Source organism: Kitasatospora sp. NPDC059577, from assembly GCF_042735475.1.
Taxonomy (GTDB): Bacteria; Actinomycetota; Actinomycetes; order Streptomycetales; family Streptomycetaceae; genus Kitasatospora.
The window spans coordinates 373100-393858 of sequence record NZ_JBHWBZ010000001.1; the positions used below are offsets into that span (position 1 = coordinate 373100).

Below are 20759 nucleotides of genomic sequence, written 5' to 3' on the forward strand. Positions count from 1 at the left end.
CGCCCCGGCCCGCGACGGCGTCCCCCGGCCGCCCCCGGGTGGCCCCACCGCCGGACGCGGGCCCCTCGTCCGCCCCTCCCGGTCGCACGCACACGGGTGGCCGGTCAGCTCGCGGAGGCCAGATGAGCGCCGAAGAAGCCGGCCAGCTTGTCGACGGCCTGGTCGACGTACTCCTTGCGGTCGTAGAGGTCGACGTGGCTCGCCCCGTCGATCCGGTACAACTCCTTGGGCCCGGTGGCGCGTTGGTGCGCTTCGACGGCCATCCAGGAGGTGACGGCGCGCTCGCCGACGATCTGCAACACCGGGCGGGGGCCGATCAGCGGGACGGCGAAGAAGGGGTCGTAGCCGGCCAGCCGGTCGATGCTCTCCCAGGCCAGGACCTTCGCGGAACGCTCGTGCCCACCGCGCGAGGTGCAGTAGTACGCGAAGCCTTCGGCGCCGTGCTCGCCGCCGAGCGCGCCCGCCTGCTCGGCCGTCTCCGGGAACACCGTCATCACGCCGGGGTCCTCACCGAGGGCGGCGGCGGTGCGGGCCCGCGCGGCCGCGTCCAGCAGGGCCCGGAAGACGGCCGGGTCCTGGCCGCCGTCGGCCCCCAGCCGGAACTGCCGGGACGGGTCGGCGGTGCACACGGCGGCCACCGCCCGGACCCGGCTGTCACCGCCGGTCGCGGCCAGCGAGTAGCCGCCCGACGCGCAGATGCCGAGCAGACCGATCCGCTCCGCGTCGACCTCCCGACGGGTGACCAGGTACGACACCGCGGCCTTGAAGTCCTCCACGCGCCGGGCCGGGTCCTCCAGCCCGCGCGGCAGCCCACCGGACTCGCCCTGGTGCGCCGCGTCGAACGCGAGGGTGACGAAACCACGTTCGGCCATCCGTCGTGCGTACGTTCCGGAGGCCTGTTCCTTCACCCCCGTCCCCGGGTGTCCGACCACCAGCGCCGGAAGCCCCCGGACCGCCGGGAGGTCGGGGACGTACAGGTGCGCGGCGATCTCGATGCCGGCGCTGTCGAAACGGATGTCGGACCTGGCCATGCGGGCACTCTCCCTGTCGATCGGCTCGTCACTGCTCCGTCGGCGCCCGCCCCGTACCGGCCGGGCGCCGACCGGGCCTTCACTCTCCGCCCGGGAGGAGTCCGGCGGAACAGTCAAATGACGGTGCTGACACGGTCCTCCGGCATCGGTCACCGTGATCGACGTCGCCCGGCCCCCGGCCGGACGGTCCGGGATGTCGGAGGGCGTGGCTACGATCCCGGGCATGGGCTACACCACGACGTTCACCGGACGGATCGCCGTCGAGCCGCGACTCGGCGCGCAGGAGATCGCCTACCTGCGGACGTTCGCGCACACCCGGCGCATGGACCGTGCCCACGGTCCCTACTACGTCGGCGGCACCGGCTTCGCGGGACAGGGCCACGACGCGGACATCCGCGACTTCAACAGGCCGCCGGCGGGCCAGCCCGGCCTGTGGTGCAAGTGGGAGCCCACGGATGACGGGGCCGCGATCGAATGGAACGGGCACGAGAAGTTCTACGACGCGTCGGAGTGGATGGCCTACCTGATCGACCACTTCCTGAAGCCCGGCGCCCGTGCCCGGGGCGAGGCCGGGTTCGAGGGCTTCACCTTCGACCACGTGCTGAACGGTGTGATCGACGCGCAGGGCGAGGAGTCCTGGGACACCTGGCAGCTGACGGTGCGTGACAACGAGGTGTCCGCGTCCGGGCCCGTGGAGCCCGAGACGGTGTGGCTCTGCGGTGGCTGCCTCGCGGAGATCGCCGATGAGGACACCGTCTGCTGCCCGGGGGCGGAGCCGGAACCGGCCTACGTGGAGTAGGTTGCGGCGTGCACGTCCGCGTCGGCCGAACGGACCGGTGGCCCGCCGCGGGCGCGGGGCGGCTCGGCGACGCATCAGCGCACCTGGTGCGGGTGCGGGCCGTCCGGCCCGATCCGCACAGACCCCGGGGGGACCGCGTGATACGCGTAAAGCAACGCACCTACACCCTGATCCCGTGGCCGTGGCGCGTCATGCGCTGGGTCCAGGTGCCCGAGGACCTCGAATTCACCCTGTACGACGTCGTCCAGCCGCCGGGGCGCGGCATCGAGGTGCCCGGGACCCCGGAGGACGCCGCCCGCTGGAAGGTCGCCCACGACGCCTACGACGGTCTGCTGAGCCACGCCGAGGACGTCGTGCGCCACGCCCACGGCGTGCGCTGCAGGCCCGGCTTCATGGTGGATATGCGGTCGGTGCGCCTGCGCCGCTACGACCTGATACCCGGCCGCAGGGCCCGTTCCCGGCGGCTGTTCGCCGAGTGCCGGACCCTGATGCGGGCCGCCGAGGAGGCCTACCGTCCGGTCCTGGAGGAGATCGAGGCCCGGCTGGCAGAGGCCCCCGCGGACCCGGCCGCCTGATCCGGGCGGGCCCTCGTGCTCCCCCGCGGAGGCGGGTCGGTCCGTGTCCCGCCGGTCAGCGCCTGACGATCCGGTCGAGGACGGCGGCGACGCCGGACTTGACCGTGTCGCGGTGGGGGACGGGCTCCGCGGGCAGGTCGCCGCCGGGGCGCACGCCCCGGTCGGCGAGGACGTGGAGCTGGCGCAGCGTGCGCAGGCAGTTGCTGATGTGGGCGGGCACCGGGGTGCTGATGCGGTCGGACCCGAAGCGGTCGGCTATCGGCTCCAGCCAGCCGACGGCGTCGCGCTCGCCGAGGTCGGTACGGGCGAGGACCAGGGCGACGGCCCGGGCCAGGCGGTCGTCCTCCATCTGCTCGAAGACGTGGTCGGTGGGTGCCGTCAGCCGGGCGGCGGCGAGGTCCAGCATCCGGGTCGGCGCCACCTCCGGGTGGCGGCCGAACCGGGCGAGCAGGTCCGCGCCGTGCGCCACCGCGTGGAGCCAGCCGAGCGTCCCGTCGTGGCCGCGCAGGTCCTGCTCCGCCGGGTACCAGCGCTCGAACGCGTCGACCCAGCCGGCCCTGAAGTCCCCTGCGGCCACCAGCATGTCGAGCACGAGGGGCGCGAAGCTGCGGGCCTCGATCCGGGGGTCGGCGAACCGGCCGGCCATCTCGTCCCCGAGTTCCAGCCGCCGGGGCGTCCCGATCGTCCCGCGGGCGATCCAGGTCGCGAGGACGGTGTAGGGCGCGCCGTCCCGGACCAGCGGATCGGGATCCGCCAGCGCCCGGGACAGCTCGCCGACGAGGTCGTCCACGGGGCGGCCGGCGGGCACGGCGCAGTCGGCGGCCTCGACGCTCTTCCAGTCGATCACGGCGGGCAGCCTAGCTTCCGGCCGGTGCCGTGCGCCCGCGAATTATGTCCGGGCACCGGTCTCGACCCGTCAGCGGGACCCGCGTCGGCGGCTCACCGCAGCACGACCGTGACACCGCGCCGTTCGAGGAGTCGCACGATCTCCTCGACGTAGGAGAGCCGGCCCTGCGGGTCCTCCCACGCGCCATGACGGTCCAGCACCAGGAGGCGGGCCCGGTCCCGCTCCGACCGCCCGGGGTGCCGCAGCACCGCGAGCAGGGGCTCCGCAGGCTCACAGCCGACGAGCTCCATCGGAACGGGGGCTGGGTCCGCCCGCGCCTTGAACAGGCTGTCGACGGCGGCGCACCGGCCGGCGTTCGTGGTGGACACCGGTCCTGCGAACAGCTCGAAGCGCGGCGCCGCGGGCAGTGCGACGCCGCTCCCCTCGCTCCTGACGCCGGCGCCGAACACGACGTCGTACCGCGCCGGGTCCGCCGGGTGGGGCCGATGCGCCGGCACGACCGCGTCGACGAGTGTCACCACTGCACGGGCCGCCCGTCGCTGCGGACCTCGACGCACACGTCGCCCAGGCCCCCGCAGGGAGACGCCGGGCCCGGCCAGGACGTCCTTCAGGAGACCGTCGGGGCGGCAGCCGCGGAAAGTGAGCACCTCGCGCGGCGGCGGGACCGGGTCGACGAACAGTCCCTCGACTCCCGCGCACCTCCCCCAGAGCCGTTCCGCCCCGTCCTCGTCCTCCCGGACCAGGAGGTACCAGGCGAGCCCGACCGGTTCCGGCCTGATCACGGTGCCGTAGGTGAAACAGAAGGAGACGGCCATCCCCACTTTGTAGTGCGCAGGCGCGCTGCTGCGCACCCTGATGTCGCTGCTCGTGGTCGGTGCGGGCGGCGCTGCGGCCGGTGGGGGCGGCGGGTCGTCGATCTCCCGGTCCGGGCCGATGTCTGACGCCGCCTTGGCCGTTCCGCGCCGTCCTCCGGCGGTGTATCGTCACACGAGAATGAAGTGGGGAGTAATCCCCACTTCTGGCGGCTGGGGGAGAGGAACACCATGGACGGGACAGCACTGGTGCTGGGCGGCGGCGCACCGGTCGGCGGGGCGTGGCTGACCGGCGTGCTCGCCGGCCTCGCCGACGGCGGGATCGACCTGACCGCCGCCGACACCGTCATCGGCACCTCCGCCGGAGCCGTCTTCGGCACCCGGCTCGTGAGCGGCGAAACGGCCCGCGACCTGTACGAACGTCAACTGGCCGACCTCGACCGGGTCGACATGGGCGTCACCACCGCACAGACCCTGCGCTTCCTCTGGGCGGCCCTCGCCACCCGCGACCCCGAACGCTCCGTCCGACGCCTGGGCCGCGCCGCCCTGACCGCGCGTCCCACCCCCGCCCACGACCTCCACGACACCGTGCGCACCCTGCTGAACGGTGCCACCGCCTGGCCCGCGGCCGCGCTACGGATCACCGCCGTGGACGCGGAGACCGGCACCGTCGAAGCCTTCGACGCCGACTCCGGCCTCGACCTCGCCGACGCCGTCGCCGCCAGCTGTGCCGTCCCGCTGGTCTGGCCGCCCGCCGCAGCCCTCGGGCGGCGCTGGATCGACGGCGGTACCCGCTCCACCGGCAACCTCCAACTCGCCTCCGGCCACCGCCAGGTGCTCGCCGTCACGCCCATCCCCACCGCCGTCGGCCCGCACCCCGGTGCCCACCAGCAGGCGGCGGAACTGCGCGCCGCAGGCACCCACACCACTCTGATCGCGCCGGACGCCGACGCCCGCCGCGCCATGGGACGCAACCTGACCGCCAACGCCCGCCGCCCGGCCGCCGCCCGCGCCGGCCACCGCCAGGGCACGGCGCTCGCCGCCTCGGTCGCCCGCACCTGGCCGGTACGCCGCAGCACCGGGGACTGAACGGCGGGCCACCCGCCGTGGGTGCCCGACCCGGCCGAGCGCCCGGGCCCGACCCGGTGCCGGGCCCGTCACTGCTCCGGGGCGTCGTCCGTCACAGCGGGACCAGGACGTCCTGGTGCGCGCCGTCGAGGACGAGGCCGTTGTCCCACCGCACCCGGACCGTCACCAGCTTCCCCCGGTCCCGGAACGCGGCCCACTGCGGCTCCAGCACGGCGATCTCCGCTTCCAGCCGCTCCCGGCTCGCCACCGGCATGGTGTGCCCGTAGTCCTCGAACAGTGCCTTGAGCCGCTGGTACTCGCGGACCTCGTGGCTCTCCGGGAGTTCCCCGTCCACCCGCTCGACGGTGCCCTCGATCCCGGCCCCCAACGAGAGGAAGCCGACGACGGCCCCGGGTTCCCCGGCGACCGCCTCACCGATCCCGAGGTCCTCGGCCAGCCTGACACGCAGGCCTTCCACCAGGGTCATCCGTCCTCTGCCTCTCCTCGATCCGTTCCGCCGGCGCCGCCGGCCCGCGGCCATTATCCGCCGGGCACGACACCGGCACCGCGCGCCGGACCTCGCGGGGATCGGGACTATCCGGCGCCGATCCGGTCGGCGACCGAGAACCCGCTCCCGCAGTCCGGGCAGGACGCGTCCCCGAAGACGTAGGTCAGCAGACGCGCGACCTCGTCCCGGCCGTCGCCGAGCGCGATGCCGTGGAGGCGACCGCCGAGGCCCGTCAGATCCGCAGGGCGCGCCGGCCGGAGCGGGCGGCTCTCGACGGGCTCGTCCGACAGGGCGTAGTCCTCGCTGCTGCAGAAGAACCCGCCTTCGCCGAGGGCGATGAACAGCCCGGCTTCGCATCCGGGACAGGAGACCTGGAACTCCTCGGCCCCGAGCCCCCACGCCAGGTCCTCGCCCCAGCCCTCGACACCCTCGAAGCCGAGCATGGACGCCAGCAGGTCGACGTACTCGACCTGGTCGGCCGCGGTCCGGAGACGGCGGTTCGCCGACACCGACAGCGCCGCGATCTCCGCCGAGTACCGGGCCCGGACGTCATCCGCGCCGTGCGACTGCCCGGCACCCGCCACGATGGAACCCGCAAGACAGAGGGCGTTCACCGCCTGCTCCCGGTCGTCGCTCTCGGCCGTGCCGGCCAGCCAGGGCAGTGCGGCGAAGCTGGCCGAGTAGACACTGCCCTGGTGGCAGAGCGCGGACCACAGTTCGCTCCACAGCCCGGGCTCCAGCTCCGCCGCGATCCGTGCGAGCAGGGCGGGTATGTCCTCGGCAGAGCCGTAGGCGTGGCTGAGTTCCGTCCAGTCCGTCATGCGGAGGATCCAACCAGGCCCGGCGCCCGCCGCGAGCGGTGGGCCCCGGCAGTCGTTCCGCTCGCCCGCCGCCCGGGAGCAGCCGATCGGCAGCGCGCGGCGGACCGCCGGAGAGCCCGCTGCGGGGCACCCGCTCGCGAGTTCGAATCCCGTACGTTCCGCCGTGATCGAAGGCCCGGCCGCTCAGCGCGGGGGGTTCTCGCCGGGGGGTCGGTGGCGGAGCGCGTCCTGGGAGGCGACGTACTTGAGCATGAGGCGGGCGAACTCCAGGCGTTCCCGCTCGCTCCAGTCGGCGGTGATGTACTCGAAGGCCGAGCGCTGGTGGCGGCCGAAGCGGGCCATCAACTCGCGTCCTTCGGGGCTCAGTCGGAGGACGGTGCGGCGGCCGTCCTGCTGGGAGGCCGCGCGGATCAGGTAGCCGGCCGAGATGCAGTCGGAGACCATGCGGCTGGCCACCGACGGGTCCACGCCCAGGTGCCGCGCGACCGCGCCGACGGTGACCTCGTTGGCGCCGGACTGCCCGGACTGCCCGGACTGGCCGTTCTCCCGCCCGTTGTCCTGCCCGTTGTCCGGGGCGTTCTGCTCGGACTCCAGGACGATTCTGAGCACCAGCGTGCGACTGAGGTCCTTCTGGGAGATCGGGTCCTCGACGTCCAGGAGCGAGGAGCGTCGCAGCTTCCCGAAGGCCGGGCCTACGGCGTTCAGCAGCTCGTTCGCCGTCTTCGGCTCATGCTTCGTCATGCCCCCATCGTACAAGGTATGGATGACCTCATGAAGGCATGTGTTGACTCGCAAACGTGTGCATGTAAGCATGCATATGTTGTTAAGCAGCGAATGGAGTCCCTCATGACCATCCTCATCACCGGCGCCCGCGGCAAGGTCGGCCAGGCCGTCATCGGCCGCCTGCACTCCGCCGGCCGCACCGTCCGCGCTGCCAGCGCCAACCTCGCCGAACTGACCGTCCCGGCGGGCGTCGAGACCGTCGGGCTTGTCCTCGACCGGCCCGAGACCTTCGAGGCCGCGCTCCGCGGAGTGCGCCAGGTCTTCCTCTACCCCCAGCCCACCGGCGTGCACGAGCTGGCCGAGGCCGCCGAGGCCGCCGGCGTCGAGCACGTCGTCCTGCTCTCCTCGTCCTCCGTCCTCGGCCCCGACGCCGAGAACGACCCGCTCGCCAACCACAGCCTCCAGGTCGAGCGCGCCCTCGCCGCCTCCGGCCTCACCCGCACGTTCCTGCGCCCGGACGCCTTCGCCAGCAACTCGCTCGGCTGGGCCCGCGCCATCGGCCGGTCGATGCCGGTCCAACTCGCCTACCCGGACGCGCACATCGCGCCCATCCACCCCGAGGACATCGCCGACATCGCCGTCGAGGCCCTGACCGGCACCTCCCTCACCGGCTCCTCGGTCACGCTGACCGGCCCCGAGTCGCTCAGCTTCCGCGAGCAGCTCGCCGTCCTCGCCGACACCCTCGGCCATGAGATCCCGGTCGAGCGGATCACCCGCGCCGAGGCCGAGCAGCAGATGGGCACCTACATGCCCGCACCGGTGGTCTCCTCGCTGCTCGACCTGTGGGAGGCCGCCGACCACGGTCCGGCGGCCATCGCCGACACCACCGACACCCTCCTCCGCCGCCCCGCCCGCACGTACCGGAAGTGGGCCCGCGAGAACGCCCCCGCCTTCACCCGGCACTGATCCGGACGGGCCCGGGCCACGGGCGAGGTCACCCGCGGCGGCGTCGGCCCGAAGGAGTCGGGCAGCGCCAGCGGTTCCCTGTCCGCCGTCGCCCAGCTCGCCGACTGCATCGGCGCCGCAGCCGTCACCACCGTCTACTTCCCGACCCCGGCGGTTCCTCGAACGCAGCCGTCCACAGCCTCGCCGTGGTCGCCGTCGCCATTCTCGCCTGCCGCGCCCTCGTGCGGCTGCCGACCCGCAACGCCCGACCCCGGCACCACCGACCCACCCGGGAGCACCAAGTGAAGCCCATCGGATACTGGCTCAACCGCACCGACAAGGCCCTCACCACCTCCATGAACACCGTGTTGGCCGAGTTCGGCCTCACCCGACCCGCCTGGCAGGTCCTCAACGTCGTCGGGGACGACCCGCAGGCCACCGACACCGGCGTGCTGACCGTCCTGGCCGCGAATGCCGACGTCACCACCCTGACCGAGGCCATCGGGACCGCCGTCGCCGACGGCTGGGCCATCCGCCCGGAGCCGGGCCGCCTCGCCCTGACCGACGACGGCCGCGCCCGCCTCGCCGAGGTCGGCGAACGCGTCGACGCCTTCCGGGAGTTGTCGACAGCCGGCATCACCGGCGAGGAGTACCGGCTCGCCGTCACCGTCCTGGAACGGATGACCTACAACCTGGAGAACGGGGCAGAACGATGACTGCACCCCGGCCGCGGTCTCGTCAGCGGTAGCGGAATCGCTATCCCCGGGTCGGCGCCCCGGGTGGGCGCCCCGGGTCGGCGCCACCGTCGACTGCGGCAGCCGGACCGGCTGCACGTCTCCAGCTGTGCCCGGTGCCGTTGCCGCGGCGGCCGGGCCGGGGTGCTGTGCGCGAAGGCCGTGCTGTGCGGGTCAGGTCAGGACGACGGGGTGGCCGGTGAGGTGGACCCCGGCTCGGCGGAGTTCGTCGAGGGCGTCGGCGGTGGTGTCGGGGGCGACGCCTGCGGTGTAGTCGAGCAGGACGCGGACGGTGAAGCCGGCGCGGGTGCCGTCGAGGGCCGTCGCCTTGACGCAGTGGTCGGTGGCGATGCCGACGACGTCGACGTGGGTGACGTCGCGGGCGCGCAGCCAGTCGGTGAGGGGGGTGCCGGACTCGGTGAAGCCTTCGAAGCCGCTCTTGGAGGCGGATCGCGCGCCCTTGTAGAAGACCTCGTCGACGGTGCCGGACTGGGCGGTGGGGGCGAAGTGGGGGTGGAACTCGCCGCCGTCGCTGCCGACGACGCAGTGCACCGGGAAGGAGTCGCGGAAGTCCGGGTGGTCGGAGAAGTGGCCGCCGGGGTCGATGTGGTGGTCGCGGGTGGCGACGATGTGGGAGTACGTGGTGCCGGCGGTGCGGCCGGCGAGGTCGGCGATGGCGCGGGCCCGGTCGGCCCCACCCCTGACCGGGACGCTGCCGCCCTCGCAGAAGTCCTTCTGCACGTCGACGACGATCAGTGCGCGGTGCATGGCGCAGTCCTTTCCGGAGGAGACTTGTGGACCTGATCCGTGCCCCGTCGGTGACGGGGCGGTCGCGTTCGGGCTGCCGGGTTCACTCGGCCGCCGGGCCGTAGGCGTCCTGCCGGGGCGGCGGGGGGCTTGTGGAGGTCGCCGGTGATCTCCTCGCACGGCTCGTGGGCGGCCGCGGTGGCGCAGGAGGCGTAGGCCCGCCGGTCCGCGCCGCACGGCGCGCCGTCGTCGGTGAAGGGCGCCGTGATGCCGCCCGGCCACAGTCGGCGGGTGCGCACCGCCGCACTCTCCGCGCAGAGCACGAGGGTGAGGGCGCCGAGGTAGACCCAGGCCATCAGGCCGAGCACCACGCCGAAACAGCCCGTACGTGGCCGTGGTGCCGCACAGTTCGTGGCTGGCGTAGTGGTTGAAAGCGTTCTGGAGCGCCTGCGCGGCTCCCGGCGCGCCGTAGAGACTGCCCGTGATGCCGACGGCGAGCGCGAATCCGCTGCCGTGAAAGGAGTGGATGCTGTGCTCGATCCGGTCGCCGATCACCGGGAACCGGCCGAGGGCGGAATGCAGGACCGGCCGCTGCTGCAGCTGTGGACCGTCGTGAAGCGCGAATCCGAGTGTCGCGACCAGGAGCAGCAGCATCGGGAAGAGCGACAGGAATCCGCACTAGGTGATCAGGGCCGCCGTGAATGTGCCCTGATCGTCGATGAACGTGTAGAGGACCGCGAGTGCGAGGCCCGCCCGGCGGTGCCGCGGCTGGTGGTCGTCGAGCTTTCCGACAACGCTCAGGGGGCACCCACCGGTCCGTCGGATTCCTCCGGGGAGTTCCTCCGGGGAATTCGGCGGCTTCCCCGGCTCGGTGCGGCGGGAATGTCAGCCCCGTCGCCGGCGTGCCAGGAACATCCCGACGACGCCTGCCGTCAGTGCGGCCACCGCTGCGCCGATCCGGGCGGCCTTCGCAGCCGTCGAGGCCTCTGCGGTCGGGATCGCGAGCGCGGTCGGCGTGGTGAACGCGGTGTGCGTGCGGCCCCGGTTCCGGCGCGCGGCCGTCCGCACGGAGTGCCGGACCGTGCGTACGGCCGCGCGGGCGCCGTGCGCGGAGTCCGTCAGCCGGTCCCGGGCGGCGGCCGCGGTCCGTAGGGCCACCCGTCGGCGGTGGCCGTCGGCCGCAGCCGCCCGGGGCCGCGTGCGGTGCGTCGCGGCGTGGCCCGGACGGGTCCGGCCCAGTCGGGCCGTGACGGACCTGGCGGTGCGCCACAGGCCGTCCGCCGTGGCCGCGGCGGGGCCGGCGACCGCCTCGTGGGCCCGCGCCCGGAGGGCTTCCACGGCGGCCGGGTGAGGCGTCCTGTGCAGGGGGTTCATGGCGACCTTTTTCCCTTCGTTCCGTCCGCGGGCGCGCCCGCTTCGTCGGTTCCGGATCGACCGGATCCGGGCGGTACGCGTTCCTCCGTGGTGCTTTCTTGCGGAACGCGTACCGCTCCGGAATTCCCGTTGTCCGGGGATCACCAGCGGTACCAGCGGCCGCGGTTTCCGGAGGTGCCGGAACCGCGTGCGATGAATCCCAGCAGCCAGATCACCAGGACGAGGACGGCGGCCCACCACAGGATCTTGACGGCGAATCCCGCACCGAAAAGGACCAGGGCCAGAAGGAGAACGAGGAGCAGCGGAACCACGGTGATCGACCTCCCGGTCGGTGACGGTTGTGGACGTCATTCGCCTGCCCCGACTCCGGACGGGTATTCCCCCGGATTTCCCGTCTGCCGTCTGCCGTCTGCCGTCTCGCGACTCCCGTTCCCCGTGTCAGTCGACGTTGCGGGCGGTGCTCCCCAGCGCCTCCAGGTTCCAGGTGATGACCCGGCGGGGGTGGACGCGGACGATGTCGTTGCTGAAGCGGTCGGGCGCCACCGGCGGCACGTCGACCGTCAGCGTCTCGGCCCGGCCCCTGATCTCGACGCCGCGCCCCCACCCGCCCGCGACCGGGTCGTCGGCCGGGGCCAGGTCGTCCACCAGCACGGAGACGTCGGGGTTGGCCTGCACGTTGCGGTACTTGCGGCTGCGGGCCATGGCGGGTCCGCCGATGTCGATGGTGCCGTCGGCGTTGAGCCGGAAGCCGACCGGGCGGACCTGTGGACGGCCGTCGGGGCCGGTGGTGGCCAGCCGGGCCAGCAGCTGGGCGGTGAGGTACTCGCGTTCCTTCTCGGTGAAGATCATGCGGTCGAGCCTAGGAACTCAAGTGCGCTTGAGGTCAAGGCCGTCGGGGACGCAACACGCCGAGTCGGGGCCGGTCGGATTCCCGGGCCCGTCACCCGGCGGGCGCGGCGGCTTCCAACTCCTCGACGGTGCCGGACATGACGGTGCGAACGTGCCGGGTGAGGTGTTCGGCCGGCCAGTCCCACCAGGCCAGGGCGAGCAGGCGGGCGACGTCGGGCGCGCTGTAGCGGGTGCGGATGAGCCGGGCCGGGTTGCCGCCGACGATGCCGTAGTCGGGGACGTCGTCGACGACGACGGCTCCGGACGCGACGATGGCGCCGTGGCCGATGCGGACTCCGGGCATCACCATGGCGCCGTAGCCGATCCAGACGTCGTTGCCGACCACCGTGTCTCCGCGGCCGGGGAGGCCGGCGAGGAGGTCGAGGTGTTCGGCCCAGCCCCCGCCCATGATCGGGAACGGGAAGGTCGACGGGCCGTCCATCCGGTGGTTGGCGCCGTTCATGAGGAACCGGACCCCGGTCCCCAGCGCGCAGTACTTCCCGATGACGAGCTTCTCCGGGCCGTAGTGGTACAGCACGTTCCGCGTCTCGAAGTCGGTCGCACCGTCCGGATCGTCGTAGTAGGAGTACTCGCCGACCTCGATCAGGGGGGACGTCACCAGCGGCTTCAGGAGGACGACACGCGGTTGTTCCGGCATCGGGTGGAGCGTCGAAGGGTCCGGCGGGACAGAACTCACGGCAGCACCAATCCGGTTCACGTGCGACGGCGTGGACGACGCGTCCATGATCGCAGCCTTCGCGGGTCGCCCCGTGCGCGCACGGCGTGGGACGGCGGACCCGTTCGGCCGGGACCGGTTCGGTCGGCACCGGTTCGGCCGGGCCCTGTCCGGCTGGTGTCGCCTCGGACAACGTTCGCCTGGTAGCGGGAGGTTGCTCTGTCGACTGGTGGGAGAGTGTGGGCATGGAGATTGCCAACCGCACGCTGACGGTGCACGTGATCGCGGCACTGACGTACTGGCCCGGAATTCTCTGGGGCGGTCAGAAGAACCCTCCGGACCCGGTGGATCTCACTGTGCTGCCCCCCTTCTTCAACGAGGTGCTGCAGGAACTTCCCTGGTGGAACCGCGACTGGCAGGTCAGCCACGTCGAACCGGGCCTTCCCCTGGAGATCGACAGTGACCACCACGGCTACCCTTCGACGTTCACCGAAGTATCGGTGCCGGGCACGGTCGGTTCCGGCGGCGGCGAGAGCCTGCCTTTCGTCGCGAAGGTCGGATTCTCGGGTGACCGACTGATCCGATTCCAGGCCAAGATCGGCGACGTGGTCCTCGGTCCTGCCGTCGCCCCGGCCGGGCGGCTGGAGCCGCACCCGTTCGCAAGAGTGCTCACCGGGTTGATGGACCTGCGCGGGATCCCGGTCCGGGCGATGGCAATGGAAACCGGACGGTCGGCGCCCACCATCCAGATGCTTCGCATCGGAAGACACAACCCGGAGCCCCTGCTCACCCAGGAGATCGCCAAGGTCCTGGGCATGTCCGAAGCGGACGTCAGAGTCATTGCCGGACTCGACGACGGCAGTACGCAGTAGCTGACGGGCGGCGGCACCACGATGCGGCGTCGGCGCTGTTCCGAGCGCCTGATGTGGCACGAGGGCCCTGTCTCCCCGATCGAGAGTCATCCCTGTTCCTGCTCGAAGACGATGTGCGGTAGTCGATGTCAGCGGGCGGCGTGGGCGATCGGATCGAGGGGTGACCAGGTCCGGGGCAGCTCAGTCGGCGGTGTCCGCGATCTCCCGGCTGCGGCCGGCCCACTGGATCACGTAGGGCATGGCGAGGCCGGCTGCGACGAACACGCCGCCCATCACGAGCCAGCCGGGCGTCCCCCAGGACACGCAGAGCAGGCCCAGCAGGCTCGGTGCGACGGTGTAGCACAGGCCCATGCCCATGCCGAACACTCCGGAGTACTGGCCCTGGGCGTGTGCGGGAGCCAGCCGGAACCGCAGTTCCAGCGATCCGGCCGCATGCCACAGCGAGCCCACGGTGTGAACGGCGACGCCGGCCGTCATGATGGCCACGGCGGCACAGCCGGGTACTCCGGAGGCTGTTGCGATGACCGCCATGCCGATCATGAACGCCAACCCGGCGCGGCGGGTGGCCCGGCCGGCGGCCGGGCCACCCTTGACCCCGCGACTGGTCCGGATCTGCAGGAACACCACCATCACGGTGTTGACGGCGATCGCCGGACCGACGAACCACCGCGGTGCGTCCGTGTGCAGGACCACCCACAGCGGCAGGGCGAACGACAGCACCTCGTTGTGGATCCACATGATGCCGTCGAGCACGACGAACGCCATGTACGGCTTGTCCTTGAGCGCGATCCACCGGCCTTCCTCGCGCGGGGACGCCAGGGGGTCGAGCCTGGGCAGCCCGACCAGGACAGCGGCACTGCCGACGAACGTCAGCGCGTTGCCGAGGATGAGGACGCGGTAGGCGAAGTCGCTGTCGATCTGCACCACCGCACCGGCCGCCATCGCGCCGAACGTGCCGGCGAGCATGGCCACCGATCGCAGGTAGGAGCGGAACTTCGGCACCTCGTCACCGCCGAAGCGGCGGATCAACGGGCCACGAGCCGCACCACCGGACGAGCCGGCGAGGTCCGTCACGGCCACGGCCAGCGTGAACGCCAGGAACGAGTGGGCGAACAGCAGCGACAACATGGACAGTGTCTGGATCAGCAGAGTGATCACGAAGATGTCCCGCGGGCCGCGGCGGTCGGCCAGATGCCCTACCGGGATCCCGGCGATCAGCCCGACCACTCCCGCGGCACCGAGGCCGAGGCCGACCTGCCCGATGGACAGCTGGATCACCTGATGGGCGTACAGCGGCACGGTTGCCAGGAAGGCCGCGGTGCCGAGCTGGTTGACGAATCCGGCGAGGGCCAGCTTCCGCTGGGGCCCGGACTCCAGCAGCAGCCCTCGCCGTACCGGCCAGGATCGGCGCGCGTCGCCGAATCGCCCGGGAGTGCTGTCGGTTGACGTGGCGGGGGCTTGACTCACCCTGTACTCCATGGTCTGTCGATCGTGTCGTCCCGGGTTCAGGGACGTGCATGTGGAGGCGGCGTGCCACACGACTCCGGTGCGAGGATCACGAGGGGCGAACTGCTCGTCGAGAGACTGAGCGGCACGCCCAACGGCCCCCGCACTGTGGTGTCCTGGGACGAGGCAGGCGTGGAGTATGCCCAGGTGGGAGCCATCGTGAGAAGACGCCCGGCGGTGGGGGAATGTCACAGCGAAAACGGGAATCTGCGCACGGCACGCCCGGTTGTGCGTAGTGGTGCTTCCCTCGCGGGGTGCCTGTTACGAGCGGACCAGATGAGGAGAGCGGTGCCGGTGCCGGCACCGCCACCGCCGCTGCCGCTACGGTCTGGTGGCGATGACGACCTCCGTGCGGACACGTTCGTCGAACTGACCGCCGCCGGGTCGGAAGGCGGTCAGTGCCCGGCGGAGGTCGTCCTCGAAGGCCGCGCGACCGGCGCCGAGCGCGGCCGGGCTGGTGAAGCTGTAGGAGAGTTGAAGTCCGATGACCTGTTCCGCGCTCCGGCTGACGGTCCGGTCCCAGTGGCTCTCCTCGATCCGGGAGAACGGCGAGCGGAGCAGGACGTCGCGGTGGTGCACGTCGGGATACCCGGCCGGCCCGGAGCCGGGCGGGCGGTCCTGGTCCGTACGGCGGCGGCGCACCTCCTCGACCACGGGCAGCCAGTCCGGCGGTTCGAGGTCGTCGTGCCGGGCTCCGCAGGTCGCCAGCACCACCGCGCCTCCGGGCTCGATCAGGGTGTCCAGGTCCCGCAGCAGCCGTTCGCGGTCCGTCCAGTGGAAGGAGGCGCCCATCACCGTGAGCAGTACCGGCCCCACGTCCAGCGCCAGGAGCGTGTCGGAGTCGCCGAGCCGCCAGCTGACGCCGTTCACGCCCGCCCGGGCGGCGAGCCGTCGGCCCTCGGCGATCATCGCGGGCTCGGGATCGACGGCGATCACCTCGCGCAGGAGGGGGGCCAGCGGCAGCGTGAGGGCTCCGCTGCCGGCCCCGAGGTCCAGCACGCGCTGGGTGCCGTCGAGCGAGAAGCGTCGGCGGAGCAGCGCGAACAAGTGCTGGTCGTACGCGGGCCGGTACTTCGCGTAGTACGGCACCGTCGAGGCGAACCGGCCGCCGGGGGAGGAATCCACCCCTCCACTCTCCTCCGACTCCGTGAACTCGTCCTCCGACCCGTTTCACCCTCCGCCCACCCGGGCCGCCCGGCCGGCCCGGGGAGCGGGGGCGTGGGTCGGGTCGTCGCGACGGCGGTAGCGGCGTTCGGTGGCGGTGCAGGCGGCGAGGGCGAAGGCGGTCGCGGCGGCCCCGGTGGTGACGGCGAAGGGGGCGGCGAAGGGGACGGTGCCCGGGGCGACGTGGCCGGCGGCCCAGCCGGCGAGGAAGGTGCCCGCGGCCTGCGCCAGGATCAGTGCGCTGACCAGTGCGGCCATCGCCTCGCCGAGCCGGGCGGCGGGCACGACCTGCCAGCCGAGGGGGAGCCCGCGCTCGGACACGACGACGAGTGTGATCAGGGCGGCCGCGTTGACGAGGGCGGCGGCCAGGCCCACCGTCCGCTGCCCGTGCCGGTCGGCGATCCGTCCGAGGACCGGGCCGCCGAGGGCCTGACCGCCCGCCAGCGCCCCGGCGACCGGCGAACCGGACCACACGCTGCCGGTGTTGCGGCTGACCAGCAGCAGCGTGCCGATCGGGGTCATCGCGTTCGGCAGCCGGCCGAGCAGTGACCACAGCAGCACCCGGCCGCCCGTCAGTTGCTTCGCCGTACGGAAGTTCGCGGCCGCGGACACGGTGCACGCCTCTCTGCGGCGCCGGCCCGGGCGCCCGCCTCCCGAAGCCGGCCCGACCAGGCGACAGCGACCCGCGGGTGACTCCCCGACGGTAGGGGCGGCGGCGGGGCACGGGTAACCGTCGGATCGTCCGGGGGAGTCGGGCCGCAGGGAGGGGACGGTCGGAGGAGTGACCAAGTGGGGAAAGGAAAAGAGGACCCGGGAGCGTAGCCTGCTCCCGGGCCCCTGTGTGCCGCCCAATTGCGCACACCGGCACGTTTAAGGGTCGCGGATCAGGTTGAAACCGACGCGTTCTACCTTTGAACTACCGTGCCACGGAGCGGCACAGACAGGACTTGAACCTGCATTCGTCGATATTCGTCCGCACCCGGTCGATCCGGTGTTCGGCGGCGAATGCTGAGACTGGAGCGAGAGTCTGAGATTCACGGGGCCTGCCTCTGCCTGCTTGGGCTACCCCGGCCGGTGGTGCCGGGGGGAGGAATCGAACCTCCACTGTGACCCCTGGTCAGCTTCAACATCAGTGTCAGCTTTTCGCGCCGTGCCGCGCAGCGTACCCGCCCCGTTCAGCGGGGCGAGGTCCTGCACGAGCTCGGCGCACCCGCCCGGCTCCCCGGGCGGGCGATCATGGGGCTACCGGAACAGGTAGCCGAAGACGGCGTCGCCCACGCGCTGGTCGGTGACCTCGACCGCATTGGCCTCCTCGCGGGCGAACTTGACCGCCTGCTGGAGCTTTTCCACGCGCTCGGCGAGCTCGTTCACCCGGCGGGCGGGCAGCGATCCGGAGAACTTGACCGTGGTCCAGTAGCCGACCGGGACGTCCTCGTAGTAGACCTCGACCTGGGCCGGGTGCTTCTCGGTGGCCTCGGCCTTGACGTGGTTGCGCGGCACCTTCTTGGTCCGGATGGTGCGCACCGGCTCCGTCTTCCAGGAGTCCGTGGACGGGTCCAGGTTCCAGGACTCGGAGGCGTCCAGGACCGGGAGCTTCTTCACGAAGGTGAAGAGGTCGGTGAGTTGCTTCTCCAGGAAGAGCAGGTACGGGACCGGCACTCGGGGGAGGAGCACCTGACCGTCCACCACCACGTCCGCACTGGCTCCGATGTTGGCCCAGTCCTTGGTGGCCGTCACGTCGAACAGTCGGGTCAGCGTGCGCGCGGTGGACTGCAGGATGTCCTCGGCCTTCAGCTGGACCCGCGTCGACTCCGCCGGCAGCTGCTCGCCCTCCTCGTCCTTGGGCTGGTAGGTCCGGGAGATGCCGGCCAGCAGCGCGGGCTTCTGCAGGTCCTGGTGGGCCTGCGTCAGCTCCTGGAAGGACTTGGACTTGACGCCCTTTTCAACGGCGATGATCTGGTTCAGCTTTGCCACGTCCAGGACGCTACCAGTCTCGAACGGATTGGCGACACCCAATTTTCGGTGCCGGGGTGCCGGGGTACGCGCCGGGTCAGCGGGCGCTGCCGAGGTTCCGGTCGCCGTCGGCGCCTTCGAGCATGAGGGTGGTCTCCTCGATGCGGCGGAAGCGGCCGTCGGGGGCGAACTCGGCGAAGAGGTAGACCTCGATGCGGACGGTGGATCCGTCGGTCTTGAGGATGGTCATGGTGTGGCGGTCGGCGTAGCGGTCGCCGTCGGAGAGTTCGTCGTGGACCTCGACGGAGCCGTCGGCGACGACGGTGCGCAGGTGGGCGATGTGGTCGAGGAACTCGGTGCGGTCGGCCCACTCGCCGTCGGTGCGCTGGCGGTAGTCGGGGGCGAAGTGCCGGTCGGCGGCCTCGTCGAGGTCGAGCCCGGGGGTGAGCAGCAGGTCGGTCAGGGCGGCGCGGATGTCGGTGTGGTTCACGGGGATTCCTTCGTTCGCGTGCGGGCCGGGCCCGCGGTGGACCGTGTCGAGATGCGTGCCTGAAGCACGCTTATGACTATACAGAAGAAGCGTGCTTGGTGCACGCTAATCTGGAGGGGTGAAGAACTCGACGGGACACGACATCGCCGACGCCCTCGGACTGCTCCTGCGGCGCAGCACCCGGGCCCACCTCTACACCACCCTGACCGACGGGCTGGGGGAGGCGGTCGACGACCTCACCTACCCGGTCCTCAGCGGCCTGGCCCGCACCGGATCCTGCAGCGCCGCCGACCTCGGCCGCGAGATCGGGCTCGACCGCACCACCGTCACCCGCCGCGCCGACCGCCTCGAACGAGCCGGCCTGCTGCAGCGCCGGCCCGACCCGGCCGACGGCCGCGCGACCCTGCTCGCCCTCACCGACGACGGCCGCGCCGTCATCGGGGCCACCAGGCAGCGGCTCGCCACCGGCATCGAGGACTCGCTCGCCGCCTGGCCGGAGGCCGACGCCCGCGACTTCGCCCGCCTCCTGCGCCGCTTCGTCGACGAGGGGCCCTTCGGGGACGAGGGGGCCTCCGGGGACGAGGGCACCTCCGCCACCGGACGTGACTGACCGTCACCGGCCGGTCGAGGCGGTCGAGGCAGCCGAGATGGGCCTCCCGGCCCGGGAGGCCCGGGACGGGCCTACCAGTTGGCCCAGGGGAGGTTCCACCCGCCGAGCCCGTTGTCGGGGGAGACGGTCTTCTCCTTGGTGTTCACGACCGTGACGACGTCGCCGATCAGCGAACTGTTGTAGAACGACCCCGCGACGGAGGTGTCGCTGCCGCCCTCCACGTCCTTGAGCGCGACGCAGCCGTGGCTGGTGTTGGCCTTGCCGAACGGGTCGCCCTTGTACCAGTAGTTGCCGTGGAGGTAGGTGCCGCTCCTGGTCAGCCGCATCGCGTGCGGGACGGCGGGGATGTCGTACTCGCTGCCGAGGCCGACCGTCTGGGAGTTCATGTGGGTGACCTTCTCCTTGGACATGATCACCATGGTGCCGCCCCACGACGGGTGCTTGTCGTCCCCGAGGGTCGCGGGCACGGTGGTGGACCTGCCGTCCCGGACGATCGTGAGCTGGTGCGCGGCGGCGTCCGCGGTGGAGACCTGGGAGCGGCCGATGGTGAACGGCTCGTCCTTGTCGACGTCGCCCCAGACGCCGGGGGACACCTCGACGTTCTTCAGCCGGTAGTGGATGGTGACCTTGGTGCCCGGCTTCCAGTACTCGGCCGGGCGGAAGTCCAGCCGGTCGTCGCCGAACCAGTGGCCCTTCACCTCGGTGCCGTTGTCCGTCTCGAAGGTGATGGCCTTGGCGACGGCCTCCTTGTTGACGACCTTCCCGCTGAAGTCCACCTTGACGATCATGCCCACGCCGTAGGTCTGGCCGTCGCCGATGTTGTCGTTGGTGGACACCTTCCGGTCGGGCGTGAGCGTGGTGAAGGCGGTGGTGGCGGCGGCCACGAGTCCGTCGGTGTCCTTCGCCTGGGCGTTCACCGTGTACGCCGTGCCGGGGGCGAGCGCGGCGGCGGGCTTCCAGCCGGCGCCGTCCGGGGTGATCGCGCCCTGGACGGACCTGCCGTCCTTGTCGGTCACGTCGACCGCGGTCAGCTTGCCGTGGGCGACGGACACCTGCAGCGCGTTCGGTGCGACGCCCTGGGCCCCGTCCTTCGGCTGGACGTCCAGCACGGCGGCCGACGTCCTCGCCGCACCGGCACCGGCACCGGCACCGCCACCGGCGGCCGACGGCCCGCCGGAGACGGCGGCGCCCGCTGTCCCCGCCGCGTCGGCGGCCTTCCCCTGGTCGTCGCCGCAGGCCGCGGTCATGAGCAGGATCCCGCCCATCGTCAGCGCCACCGCCCCGCGGTGGAAACGGTCGGTGGTGCGTATCGCGGCCCGGGCCGCCCGAACAGTCCTCACAGTTGCTCCCTCTCGGTGTTCGCCGAAAGCTTGTCCGCCGCTTCGTCCCAGCCGCAACGAACGGCCCGCGATCAGGGACGCGGGGACGCCGATACCCGCTGTGAGCTGGGAAGACGTAACCTTCCTGGGACGCGCCCGTGGGACGGAGGAACGGAGTGACCGGCGCGGGAGGCGCCCCGGGAAGGGCCCGTCCTCCCCGCGCGAACCGGGGGAGGGGGAACCGCGGGGCGGTGTGCGGCGTGCTTCTCTGCCGGGGCGTGCCGGGGCGTGCCGGGG

24 protein-coding genes are annotated in these 20759 nt (G+C 72.3%); 7 read left to right on the plus strand and 17 right to left on the minus strand.

Annotation, left to right across the window (positions count from 1 at the left end):
• Nucleotides 1-104: 104 nt before the first annotated feature.
• Nucleotides 105-1031: an alpha/beta hydrolase gene (locus ACFV0O_RS01750; RefSeq protein ID WP_380334875.1), complete on the minus strand. Its 927-nt coding sequence runs from the start codon at nucleotides 1029-1031 to the stop codon at nucleotides 105-107.
• Between the two features lie 223 nt (nucleotides 1032-1254).
• On the opposite strand from ACFV0O_RS01750, the gene ACFV0O_RS01755 reads away from it, so the two are divergent.
• Together ACFV0O_RS01755 and ACFV0O_RS01760 are read left to right on the plus strand one after the other, a co-directional pair.
• A complete protein-coding gene (locus ACFV0O_RS01755; RefSeq protein WP_380334877.1) occupies nucleotides 1255-1830 on the plus strand; it encodes a hypothetical protein in 576 nt (191 codons plus the stop codon).
• Between the two features lie 137 nt (nucleotides 1831-1967).
• Nucleotides 1968-2405: a hypothetical protein gene (locus tag ACFV0O_RS01760; protein WP_380334880.1), complete on the plus strand. Its 438-nt coding sequence runs from the start codon at nucleotides 1968-1970 to the stop codon at nucleotides 2403-2405.
• A 55-nt stretch (nucleotides 2406-2460) separates the two neighbouring features.
• On the opposite strand, the gene ACFV0O_RS01765 is transcribed toward ACFV0O_RS01760, so the two are convergent.
• Together ACFV0O_RS01765 and ACFV0O_RS01770 are read right to left on the minus strand one after the other, a co-directional pair.
• Nucleotides 2461-3252, minus strand: a complete 792-nt coding sequence (locus ACFV0O_RS01765) for a DUF2785 domain-containing protein (RefSeq protein WP_380334883.1) — start codon at nucleotides 3250-3252, stop codon at nucleotides 2461-2463.
• A 92-nt stretch (nucleotides 3253-3344) separates the two neighbouring features.
• Nucleotides 3345-4067, minus strand: coding sequence for a hypothetical protein (locus ACFV0O_RS01770; protein ID WP_380334886.1), 723 nt, complete (start codon nucleotides 4065-4067; stop codon nucleotides 3345-3347).
• A 228-nt stretch (nucleotides 4068-4295) separates the two neighbouring features.
• Here ACFV0O_RS01770 and ACFV0O_RS01775 point away from each other — a divergent pair, with 228 nt between their 5' ends.
• A complete protein-coding gene (locus ACFV0O_RS01775; RefSeq protein ID WP_380334889.1) occupies nucleotides 4296-5153 on the plus strand; it encodes a patatin-like phospholipase family protein in 858 nt (285 codons plus the stop codon).
• A 91-nt stretch (nucleotides 5154-5244) separates the two neighbouring features.
• On the opposite strand, the gene ACFV0O_RS01780 is transcribed toward ACFV0O_RS01775, so the two are convergent.
• From ACFV0O_RS01780 to ACFV0O_RS01790, 3 genes are all read right to left on the minus strand, one after another.
• Nucleotides 5245-5619, minus strand: coding sequence for a hypothetical protein (locus ACFV0O_RS01780; RefSeq protein ID WP_360266067.1), 375 nt, complete (start codon nucleotides 5617-5619; stop codon nucleotides 5245-5247).
• 107 nt (nucleotides 5620-5726) lie between these two features.
• Nucleotides 5727-6461: a hypothetical protein gene (locus tag ACFV0O_RS01785; protein ID WP_380334892.1), complete on the minus strand. Its 735-nt coding sequence runs from the start codon at nucleotides 6459-6461 to the stop codon at nucleotides 5727-5729.
• 183 nt (nucleotides 6462-6644) lie between these two features.
• Nucleotides 6645-7202, minus strand: coding sequence for a MarR family winged helix-turn-helix transcriptional regulator (locus ACFV0O_RS01790; protein WP_380334894.1), 558 nt, complete (start codon nucleotides 7200-7202; stop codon nucleotides 6645-6647).
• Between the two features lie 105 nt (nucleotides 7203-7307).
• Here ACFV0O_RS01790 and ACFV0O_RS01795 point away from each other — a divergent pair, with 105 nt between their 5' ends.
• The gene (locus tag ACFV0O_RS01795) at nucleotides 7308-8150 is read left to right on the plus strand and encodes an NAD(P)H-binding protein (protein WP_380334897.1); all 843 of its coding nucleotides are present in this window, start codon (nucleotides 7308-7310) and stop codon (nucleotides 8148-8150) included.
• A 281-nt stretch (nucleotides 8151-8431) separates the two neighbouring features.
• Nucleotides 8432-8845, plus strand: coding sequence for a MarR family winged helix-turn-helix transcriptional regulator (locus ACFV0O_RS01800; protein ID WP_380334900.1), 414 nt, complete (start codon nucleotides 8432-8434; stop codon nucleotides 8843-8845).
• A 192-nt stretch (nucleotides 8846-9037) separates the two neighbouring features.
• On the opposite strand, the gene ACFV0O_RS01805 is transcribed toward ACFV0O_RS01800, so the two are convergent.
• The 5 genes from ACFV0O_RS01805 to ACFV0O_RS01825 form a co-directional block, all read right to left on the minus strand.
• Entirely contained in the window at nucleotides 9038-9631 is a 594-nt protein-coding gene (locus tag ACFV0O_RS01805) for an isochorismatase family protein (protein ID WP_380334903.1), read from the minus strand.
• 864 nt (nucleotides 9632-10495) lie between these two features.
• Nucleotides 10496-10984 (minus strand): hypothetical protein, encoded by a 489-nt coding sequence (locus ACFV0O_RS01810; protein WP_380334906.1) that lies wholly within the window; start codon nucleotides 10982-10984, stop codon nucleotides 10496-10498.
• A gap of 140 nt (nucleotides 10985-11124) precedes the next feature.
• Nucleotides 11125-11295: a hydrophobic protein gene (locus ACFV0O_RS01815; protein WP_380334908.1), complete on the minus strand. Its 171-nt coding sequence runs from the start codon at nucleotides 11293-11295 to the stop codon at nucleotides 11125-11127.
• A gap of 127 nt (nucleotides 11296-11422) precedes the next feature.
• A complete protein-coding gene (locus ACFV0O_RS01820) occupies nucleotides 11423-11833 on the minus strand; it encodes a PPOX class F420-dependent oxidoreductase (protein WP_380334911.1) in 411 nt (136 codons plus the stop codon).
• Between the two features lie 91 nt (nucleotides 11834-11924).
• The gene (locus tag ACFV0O_RS01825) at nucleotides 11925-12530 is read right to left on the minus strand and encodes a CatB-related O-acetyltransferase (protein ID WP_380334914.1); all 606 of its coding nucleotides are present in this window, start codon (nucleotides 12528-12530) and stop codon (nucleotides 11925-11927) included.
• 263 nt (nucleotides 12531-12793) lie between these two features.
• On the opposite strand from ACFV0O_RS01825, the gene ACFV0O_RS01830 reads away from it, so the two are divergent.
• The gene (locus ACFV0O_RS01830; protein WP_380334917.1) at nucleotides 12794-13420 is read left to right on the plus strand and encodes an XRE family transcriptional regulator; all 627 of its coding nucleotides are present in this window, start codon (nucleotides 12794-12796) and stop codon (nucleotides 13418-13420) included.
• A gap of 180 nt (nucleotides 13421-13600) precedes the next feature.
• On the opposite strand, the gene ACFV0O_RS01835 is transcribed toward ACFV0O_RS01830, so the two are convergent.
• From ACFV0O_RS01835 to ACFV0O_RS01855, 5 genes are all read right to left on the minus strand, one after another.
• Nucleotides 13601-14887 (minus strand): MFS transporter, encoded by a 1287-nt coding sequence (locus tag ACFV0O_RS01835; RefSeq protein WP_380334920.1) that lies wholly within the window; start codon nucleotides 14885-14887, stop codon nucleotides 13601-13603.
• 360 nt (nucleotides 14888-15247) lie between these two features.
• Nucleotides 15248-16051 carry a class I SAM-dependent methyltransferase gene (locus ACFV0O_RS01840; protein WP_380334923.1) on the minus strand — a complete coding sequence of 268 codons (804 nt, stop codon included), beginning with the start codon at nucleotides 16049-16051 and terminating at the stop codon, nucleotides 15248-15250.
• Nucleotides 16052-16096: 45 nt separating this feature from the next.
• Entirely contained in the window at nucleotides 16097-16702 is a 606-nt protein-coding gene (locus ACFV0O_RS01845) for a hypothetical protein (RefSeq protein WP_380334925.1), read from the minus strand.
• Between the two features lie 630 nt (nucleotides 16703-17332).
• A complete protein-coding gene (locus ACFV0O_RS01850) occupies nucleotides 17333-18064 on the minus strand; it encodes a hypothetical protein (RefSeq protein WP_360266034.1) in 732 nt (243 codons plus the stop codon).
• A 76-nt stretch (nucleotides 18065-18140) separates the two neighbouring features.
• Nucleotides 18141-18533 carry a nuclear transport factor 2 family protein gene (locus ACFV0O_RS01855; protein ID WP_380334927.1) on the minus strand — a complete coding sequence of 131 codons (393 nt, stop codon included), beginning with the start codon at nucleotides 18531-18533 and terminating at the stop codon, nucleotides 18141-18143.
• Nucleotides 18534-18651: 118 nt separating this feature from the next.
• On the opposite strand from ACFV0O_RS01855, the gene ACFV0O_RS01860 reads away from it, so the two are divergent.
• On the plus strand, nucleotides 18652-19143 hold the full coding sequence (locus ACFV0O_RS01860) for a MarR family winged helix-turn-helix transcriptional regulator (protein WP_380334930.1): 492 nt from the start codon (nucleotides 18652-18654) through the stop codon (nucleotides 19141-19143).
• Between the two features lie 71 nt (nucleotides 19144-19214).
• Here ACFV0O_RS01860 and ACFV0O_RS01865 read toward each other — a convergent pair whose 3' ends face one another.
• Nucleotides 19215-20483 (minus strand): Ig-like domain-containing protein, encoded by a 1269-nt coding sequence (locus ACFV0O_RS01865; protein WP_380334933.1) that lies wholly within the window; start codon nucleotides 20481-20483, stop codon nucleotides 19215-19217.
• Nucleotides 20484-20759 lie beyond the last annotated feature (276 nt).

Excerpts from the sequence above, each read along its gene's own strand:
- ACFV0O_RS01755 (WP_380334877.1), top strand. The coding sequence starts at position 1,255 with ATGGGCTACACCACGACGTTCACCGGACGGATCGCCGTCGAGCCGCGA.
- ACFV0O_RS01780 (WP_360266067.1), bottom strand. The coding sequence starts at position 5,619 with ATGACCCTGGTGGAAGGCCTGCGTGTCAGGCTGGCCGAGGACCTCGGG.
- ACFV0O_RS01790 (WP_380334894.1), bottom strand. The coding sequence starts at position 7,202 with ATGACGAAGCATGAGCCGAAGACGGCGAACGAGCTGCTGAACGCCGTA.
- ACFV0O_RS01810 (WP_380334906.1), bottom strand. The coding sequence starts at position 10,984 with ATGAACCCCCTGCACAGGACGCCTCACCCGGCCGCCGTGGAAGCCCTC.
- ACFV0O_RS01830 (WP_380334917.1), top strand. The coding sequence starts at position 12,794 with ATGGAGATTGCCAACCGCACGCTGACGGTGCACGTGATCGCGGCACTG.
- ACFV0O_RS01825 (WP_380334914.1), bottom strand. The coding sequence starts at position 12,530 with ATGCCGGAACAACCGCGTGTCGTCCTCCTGAAGCCGCTGGTGACGTCC.
- ACFV0O_RS01770 (WP_380334886.1), bottom strand. The coding sequence starts at position 4,067 with ATGGCCGTCTCCTTCTGTTTCACCTACGGCACCGTGATCAGGCCGGAA.
- ACFV0O_RS01820 (WP_380334911.1), bottom strand. The coding sequence starts at position 11,833 with ATGATCTTCACCGAGAAGGAACGCGAGTACCTCACCGCCCAGCTGCTG.
- ACFV0O_RS01795 (WP_380334897.1), top strand. The coding sequence starts at position 7,308 with ATGACCATCCTCATCACCGGCGCCCGCGGCAAGGTCGGCCAGGCCGTC.
- ACFV0O_RS01750 (WP_380334875.1), bottom strand. The coding sequence starts at position 1,031 with ATGGCCAGGTCCGACATCCGTTTCGACAGCGCCGGCATCGAGATCGCC.
- ACFV0O_RS01785 (WP_380334892.1), bottom strand. The coding sequence starts at position 6,461 with ATGACGGACTGGACGGAACTCAGCCACGCCTACGGCTCTGCCGAGGAC.
- ACFV0O_RS01805 (WP_380334903.1), bottom strand. The coding sequence starts at position 9,631 with ATGCACCGCGCACTGATCGTCGTCGACGTGCAGAAGGACTTCTGCGAG.
- ACFV0O_RS01775 (WP_380334889.1), top strand. The coding sequence starts at position 4,296 with ATGGACGGGACAGCACTGGTGCTGGGCGGCGGCGCACCGGTCGGCGGG.